Raw genomic sequence first — 6,904 nt, 5'->3', positions numbered from 1 at the left:
TGCCACGGAGCATGAACCGGCGAAAGTTGTGGTTGTGCTTTATGTTACCGAAGACAGGTTCGACATCGAAGCATCGCCTTTTTCGTTTTTGGATCCCTTCTTCACTTTTCAGTAGCTGGTCGGCCTGCTGTTTTTGCCTTTCCAGATTAACATTGACCTGAATAACCCTGTCGCCTTTGGATTTATGACAGGTGCCGTTCAAAGGACATTTACCGCAGTTAATAGCTTTGTACATCCGGGCACTTTGAACAAGCCGGTTGTAGTTCTGCTGATCTTGTTGCCAATGTATCGCATCTTCTGGCCCATCGGACAGATATAATGATCGCCCTGGAGATTATAGTGGAGCTTGTCGGCACTGAACGGATGCTTTTTGTTAAAGCTGTTATGCTGCCGCTTGTCAAAGAGTCCATACTTAACATAAGCAGCGATTTGCTTCTCTTCCAATAGCGTATAGTTCTCTTCCGATCCGTACCCGGCGTCAGCCGTTATTGATTTTAGCGAACTGCCAAAGCTGTTTTCATATTGGTCAAGATGCCCAGCCAATGTATTCGTGTCAGTGGGATTAGAATGTAAGGAATAATTTACAATGAACTGGTTAGAGGTCGATATCTGCACATTGTAGGCTGGCTTCAATTGGCCATTACGCATATGATCTTCTTTCAACCTCATAAACGTGGCGTCAGGGTCGGTCTTGCTATAACTGTTCCGGTCACCTAAAATAGCCTCCTGCTGCTCATAGCGGGCAATATTGGACGGGTAATGCTTGGTCACATAACCCAGTTTAGCCTTCATCTTCTTGTCAATATTCTCCTTTTTGCCCAACACCTGATTAAGCTTATCAACTGTGTCCTGGACCTTTTCCTTGCTGATCGTAGTGAAGTCGGGCGGGTCGGGAAGGCTATCTTCGGCCGTGGCCACGCTCTGGGCATATTCCCAGATATGGGCTAACTGTTTCTTGATCTTTTCCTTATTAGTAGCAATCGCGTTCCGCCAGACAAAAGTATATTTATTGGCATTCGCTTCGATTTTAGTCCCATCGGTATAGACCTCTTCAATGCTCAACAGACCTTCCTGGGCAAGTAATAGCACCACTTCTTCAAAAATTTTCCGCAATGCATCCTTCAAACGAACCCCTCTAAACCGGTTGATCGTATTATGGTCAGGATAGCTCATCGAGCTCAAAAACCGCCGGGCGGCCCCGATGAAGTAAATGCTCTCCTTGCAAGCTGCTTCCAGTTTACGGCTTGAATAGATGTTGCTCACATAGCCGTAAACGAGCACTTTCAGAAGCATCTGTGGGTGATAACTTGAAGACCCGATCGTGTGATAGGCTGCATGAAGAGGCTCCAAACTGATGCTATTGATCACATCGTTGATCACCCGGCAAGCATGGTCTTTGGGGATTAACTCGTCTAAACTTGGAGGAAGCAGCATTAATTGTTGCTGATGATAAGGCTTGAAGGTAGGTTGTCGTCGGGCCATCGATCCTGGATTGCTAATACCTAAAGATAATCAATCGCAGAAAATCAGCCAAAGCTTTTAAAACAAAGAAGGTGCCTTTTTGAGACACCCTCTTCAGTTTTAATACTAATCTAAATCGGCTTGTCGCCCGTCAATCGCTTTCCGCTCAGCAGCATATCGATCATTTTTGCGATGCGGGCTACTTTGGTTTCGTCCTTTTTGGCTGAATACACCCAGTCGCGGTATTCTTTCTGGGAGCCTTCGGCGAGTTTTTGGAAGTTGGCGTATGCTTTTGGTTCGTCTTTGAGGCAGTCGAGCAGTTCTTCCGGAATAGCCAGTCCTGATTCATCGGCATAGAGTACGACCGTCACCCAGTCGCCTTCTTCTTTCTTGATTTTCTTCCGTATTTCAGCCTTGACGGGCAGGAAAAGTTGCCCGGTGGCCATCGGCATCAGGTTATAGCCTATCAACTCGTAATCGTCGATCCGGCCCTTAACCTTCACCATTCCGGCCTTCTTTTCGATGTCCTGCCGTATTTCAGAAATCACCACGTAAGTCCAGCCGCCCTTGCCGGCCATTCTTTGCAGCTGATATCTTTTTTCTACCAACAACTCCGCCATTACTTCTTCTTTTTGGACGACTTGGCGAATTCATTGAATGCCAAACACTTGTTAATCCAGGAATCGAAAGCCTCCCGGGAAGCATAGGCGTCCGGATTTACATACACGTACCCGATCGCCGTGCGCCCGTTCATTACCATCGGCTCGACGCCGTTCATTTCCAGGGCTTTCCCGTACTCCTCCGGACCGACCCGGCATAGCAACACATCATTCCGGACGCAAATGCATAGTTTCTCGTCCACCATAAAAGCGAGTCCCTGGAACATTGTTATCTCTTCCAACGGCTTGCCGGCCAGGTCCCGGCCGGCAAGCGCTTCACGAATCCGATTGGCTACCCGTTCGTCGTAAGCCATGTCTAGGCGATGTTGTTAATGTCGAAAGGCAGTTTTCTCAGACGCTTGCCGGTTGCCGCAAATATCGCATTGCCTAATGCAGGCGCTATCGGCGGAAGGCCCGGCTCTCCCACCCCTCCCGGAACCGCACCGCTGTCGACGATGTGGATTTCCATGGGCGGTGCCTCGTTGAGCCGCATTACATTAAACTGATGGTAGTTGGTCTGGTCACAAATGCCGTTCGTGAAAGTGATACCGTCCTTAATCGCCGCGGTGATACCCATTACGATGTTTCCTTCGGTTTGCGCCTTCACATTGTCCGGGTTTACATAATAACCGCAATCGATCACCGATACAACCTTATCGATTTTAACGCCGGTATCCTTTTTAGAAACGGTAATGCAACATGCCGAAATACTGCCGAAAGATTTGAATACCGCAATTCCCCTGCCGCTGCCTTCCGGAAGCTTCTCGTCCCAGTTCGCCTTTTCGGCCAGCGTATCCAGTACTTTTTTGAAGCGGTCGTCGGGCAGGATTTCCAGGCGTGCTTTCAGCGGGTCCTTTTTGGCCAGATGCGCCAGCTCGTCGATGAAGCATTCCTGTCCCCAGCCGAAGTTCGAAGCATAAACGGAGCGCCACCAAACGACCGGAATATCCGTTTTAACATTCGTCCAGCTCACTTTGGAAGCAGTTGCAAACTGGTATTTGTTATTTCCGGTACTGATTTCCTCGCTCAGCCACGGGTCGGCTTCGTCGTCTTTCAATCCCTTGAAAACTTGTCCTACAATGGATTCACCGATAGCGTGGTGATGGAAACCGGTAATTTTACCATCTTCCACAAATCCCTGCATGTGGCTCAGCATTCCGGGGCGGTACGGGCCTTGGGTAATGTCGTCTTCCCGCGTCCAGATTACCTTCACAGGCTTTTTCAACTCTTTCGAAATGTGGCACGCTTCGAGCAGGAAGTCGTGGTAAGCTTTGCGCCCGAATGCGCCGCCTAGCAACGTGACGTTGATTTTCACCTGCTCGGGTTTCACTTTCAAATACCCGCAAACATCCCGCAATGCCCAGTCGGGTCCCTGAATAGGCGCCCATATTTCCACATTTCCATCGTCCTTCACATGCACCACCGCGTTCTCGGGCTCGATAGGCGCGTGCGCGAGGAACGGCGTTTCGTAATGGGATTCCAGCTTGTCCTTCGCGTTCGCATATTTCACCGTGAAGTCGCCTTTTTCTTCAAAATTCACCCCTTCCTTCTTCGCAGCTTCATAAGTAGCGGCGAAGTAGCCTGCGGTATTCACTGTTTTGGCATAATCACCATTGTCCCAATTCACTTTCAGTGCCCGCTTGCCTTTCAACGCGGCCCACCAGTTGGTAGCAACCACCGCCACAGCCTCGGAAGTACGGTGCGGCATGGTGCGCTCGGTTTTCATCACCTTCAAAACACCCTTCACCTTTTTTGTTTCCGAATCGTCGATCGACGCTACCTTGCCGTGGATCATCGGTGAATGCACGATAGCCGCATACACCATACCCGGCACGTCCACATCGATCCCGTAAACCGCCTTGCCGGTTACGCGCTCCGGAACATCCAGCCGTTTGTTATATTTTCCAATGATTTTGAAATCCTTCGGTTCTTTGAGCTTTGGCTCTTTCGGGATTTCGAGTTTTGAGGCATCGTCGGCCAGTTCTCCGTAAGAAAGGCTCTTTCCGCTTGCCTTATGCCATATTTTCCCGTCCTCGGCCACGCATTCGGCTGCGGGAAGGTTCCACCTTTTGGCTGCGGTGGTGGTGAGCATTTCGCGTGCGGCTGCGCCGGCTTTGCGGATGGGCATCCAGAGCTCACGAACGGAACTGCTGCCGCCGGATGTCTGGCTGCCGTATTTGCCCATGCCGTCGCTTTGCACGATCAGCACTTTTTCGAGGCTTACTTCGAGTTCCTCGGCCAGCAATGAGGGCACAGCCTGCGTCGAGCCCTGGCCCATGTCCGGGCGCGGGTTCACGAGTGTGATATTACCGGTGGTATCGATAATGATGAATGGATTGATTTCCAGCTTCAATACGGCCGGGGCGATCTTTTTCAGGGAAGCGTCCTTCGTAAAACCCGAAATCCCGACGGCCAGGCCCAGCGACGTAAATCCGGCGGCTTTCAGGAAGTCGCGCCGTGATGTTTGTGTATTTTCCAATGTTTTCTGTGGCTAAGGTTGATGAATGGGCATTAGCGCTGACCGATCCCTTTGTCGGCTACCTTCATTTCGGCCGACGCGCGATGTATCGCCTTCCTGATCCGGTCGTAAGTACCGCAACGGCACAAATTGCCGCTCATAGCCGCGTCGATATCCGCATCCGACGGCGTCGGGTTGGATTTGAGCAGCGCCGCCGCCGACATGATCTGCCCCGACTGGCAGTAACCGCATTGCGGCACCTGTTCTTCTATCCAGGCCTTCTGGATAATGCTCATTTTGCCTTCGCCAATGCCTTCGATCGTAGTGATTTTATCGTTTTTCCCGACACTCGAAACCGGTGTCTGGCAGGCCCGTGCCGGCTGACCGTTCAGGTGGATCGTGCAGGCGCCGCACAGCGCCATTCCGCACCCGAATTTGGTCCCTTTCAAATCGGCAAAGTCGCGTATTACCCAAAGCAGCGGCATATCGGGTTCTACATCGACTTTCACCTTTTTGCCATTCAATGATAGATTGTATACAGCCATGGTGATGGTGATGGAGATTGATGGAGTGGTGAATAATCTGTAAAATATTACAAATTCCCTGACTTTTACAACATTCTAAAAGCGATCTCAGGCTTTCAGAAAAATAAGCTGGCCAAGATGGTAAGCTTCATGATTAGTCCTGTTAATCAATATATTAAGCTTGTTACGATGCGGTTCTCGCGCAAAGTCCTCATCGGAGATCGCATTATGCTTGCGGAACCATTCTTCCGGATCGAGTTCGGCGAAGTAGCCGGTCAGCACCGCATTCAGGTTGGCCCATTTGGCTTTCAGGTCCGCTACTGAGGGAATTTCGTCGAATGTACGGTCGGGATTTTGCACGAAAAGCGCATCGAGCTCGGGGTAAAGGCGCTCGCCAAGGCCCAGGAGCGAAATCATACCGTCGTTCACTGCGATCAAATGCCCCAGCAGGTATACCGCGCGGTTTTTGCCTTCGGCGACAGGCTCGGCTAAACGTTCTTCCGGCAATTTGGCCAGCCAGCCATTCAGGCGCTGGTTTTGCAGCTCCCAGTTGGAAACTACCATTTTAACAAATACTTCTCTGGCCGCTTTCAGGGCTGTGGTTTCGTCCTGCGTATTCATGGTGAAGGTTATGGATGTTTGGTGGTTAAAAACGGATTGGCTCCGTTTCCGACAACAACATCCGGCGCGGCAAGGATCGCTATTTGTAGTATTTATTTTTTGTTAACTTCTAAAAAACGTGTTTCGCTAGGGATTACGCCAGGAAACACCTATTAGTTTGTAGCCGTTATCGGTCCGCAGGAAGGAGTATTGTTCCTGGTATTCGAGCTTGCCACTTTTGTCCATAAAATTCGAAGTGACATCGAATGCAGGATAGCGCCCGGCGTCTCCCGGAATGCATCCGTCGAAAAAAGGCTCAAACGATGGGCCTGTGTGAATGTAGGGATTTAGACCAAACATGGTCAGGCCTGTAAAAATCCGGATTGTGCGATCGCGGATCGGTTGCAATCGGGAGGTCAAACGATTACCACATTTTTGTATAAACTCATCCCCCGACATCCGCACCCATTCTTCATATTCGGGCAACGAATTGACCAATGAGTCGTGCGCGAATTCGCGCAGTTTAGCAGGATCTTGCGACGCGGCCAGATATTCTTCCCGGAACCATCTATCGAACTCCTTTTCATAATCCACAAATACATACCATTTCTCGCCCCTGCCTTTGACCGAGCGATACAGACTGGTGTCCCCGGGAATATCCATCATTTGCAAAGAATACCAGTTGATTACCGAATACCCTTCCATTTCAAACTTGTCAACCAGCACTTCATTTCGTGCGTTGATCAGAAGCATACTACCACCTTCCCATGACCAATGCTCGCAATCGCCCTTTTCACAATCCTCCCCATCCCAGCCTACCCGTTTGGCATCCTTAATCACCATCGCCATGCCGTTTTGAAACCTGCTAGCGTCATTGTAAACGGCCGGCACCACAACCCTGCCATTGTTGTCAAAAAAGCCTACTTTATCCGTAATCCGGTCGTGAAAACGGATTTTCCCATCGCTTTCGCAGTCAAAGATCGCGTCAAATGCATAGATACTGTCCTGCCCGACCACCTGACCATTGGCCAATTTGTAGTAGTGGAGATATTTAGTGCCGTCGGTCGTGTCCATAACTGCGGTGATACTTGCTTTGACGTTCAAATCACGGCGTTTTTCATCTTTCCGTCGCGCCAGCCCACTACACGCCAGATTTCCCAGCAATATCAGCCACAAATATTTCTTTGGTATCTTAAACATAT

Annotated in this window: 8 protein-coding genes; all 8 read right to left on the bottom strand. The window is 50.1% G+C overall.

The annotated features are described in order from the left end of the window. Positions 1-235, bottom strand: a 235-nt coding sequence (locus tag BLQ88_RS37140) for a transposase (RefSeq protein ID WP_229212653.1), incomplete at its 3' end; no start/stop codon positions are given. Then, complete coding sequence (locus BLQ88_RS10320; RefSeq protein ID WP_229212652.1) at positions 199-1,482, bottom strand: IS1182 family transposase; 1,284 nt, start codon at positions 1,480-1,482, stop codon at positions 199-201. The genes BLQ88_RS37140 and BLQ88_RS10320, both read right to left, overlap by 37 nt. Positions 1,483-1,592: 110 nt before the next feature. Continuing rightward, entirely contained in the window at positions 1,593-2,081 is a 489-nt protein-coding gene (locus BLQ88_RS10315) for a YdeI/OmpD-associated family protein (RefSeq protein WP_090148953.1), read from the bottom strand. After that, positions 2,081-2,434: a TfoX/Sxy family protein gene (locus BLQ88_RS10310; RefSeq protein ID WP_090148952.1), complete on the bottom strand. Its 354-nt coding sequence runs from the start codon at positions 2,432-2,434 to the stop codon at positions 2,081-2,083. Before BLQ88_RS10310 ends, BLQ88_RS10315 begins: the two co-directional genes overlap by 1 nt. 2 nt (positions 2,435-2,436) lie before the next feature. Next, entirely contained in the window at positions 2,437-4,599 is a 2,163-nt protein-coding gene (locus tag BLQ88_RS10305; protein WP_090148951.1) for a xanthine dehydrogenase family protein molybdopterin-binding subunit, read from the bottom strand. 32 nt (positions 4,600-4,631) lie between these two features. After that, positions 4,632-5,123, bottom strand: coding sequence for a (2Fe-2S)-binding protein (locus BLQ88_RS10300; RefSeq protein WP_090148949.1), 492 nt, complete (start codon positions 5,121-5,123; stop codon positions 4,632-4,634). Between the two features lie 87 nt (positions 5,124-5,210). After that, positions 5,211-5,723, bottom strand: a complete 513-nt coding sequence (locus BLQ88_RS10295; RefSeq protein WP_090148948.1) for a DinB family protein — start codon at positions 5,721-5,723, stop codon at positions 5,211-5,213. Positions 5,724-5,849: 126 nt separating this feature from the next. After that, complete coding sequence (locus tag BLQ88_RS10290; RefSeq protein ID WP_090148946.1) at positions 5,850-6,902, bottom strand: WG repeat-containing protein; 1,053 nt, start codon at positions 6,900-6,902, stop codon at positions 5,850-5,852. Positions 6,903-6,904: the final 2 nt, after the last annotated feature.

This window comes from Dyadobacter soli, assembly GCF_900101885.1.
Lineage (GTDB): Bacteria > Bacteroidota > Bacteroidia > Cytophagales > Spirosomataceae > Dyadobacter > Dyadobacter soli.
Note: the sequence above shows the minus strand (reverse complement) of the source record. Positions and strands in the feature narration are given on the sequence as shown.

Bases quoted from the DNA above. Each gene is read 5' to 3' on its own strand.
- BLQ88_RS10320 (WP_229212652.1), bottom strand. From the start codon at position 1,482: ATGGCCCGACGACAACCTACCTTCAAGCCTTATCATCAGCAACAATTA.
- BLQ88_RS10315 (WP_090148953.1), bottom strand. From the start codon at position 2,081: ATGGCGGAGTTGTTGGTAGAAAAAAGATATCAGCTGCAAAGAATGGCC.
- BLQ88_RS10310 (WP_090148952.1), bottom strand. From the start codon at position 2,434: ATGGCTTACGACGAACGGGTAGCCAATCGGATTCGTGAAGCGCTTGCC.
- BLQ88_RS10300 (WP_090148949.1), bottom strand. From the start codon at position 5,123: ATGGCTGTATACAATCTATCATTGAATGGCAAAAAGGTGAAAGTCGAT.
- BLQ88_RS10295 (WP_090148948.1), bottom strand. From the start codon at position 5,723: ATGAATACGCAGGACGAAACCACAGCCCTGAAAGCGGCCAGAGAAGTA.
- BLQ88_RS10290 (WP_090148946.1), bottom strand. From the start codon at position 6,902: ATGTTTAAGATACCAAAGAAATATTTGTGGCTGATATTGCTGGGAAAT.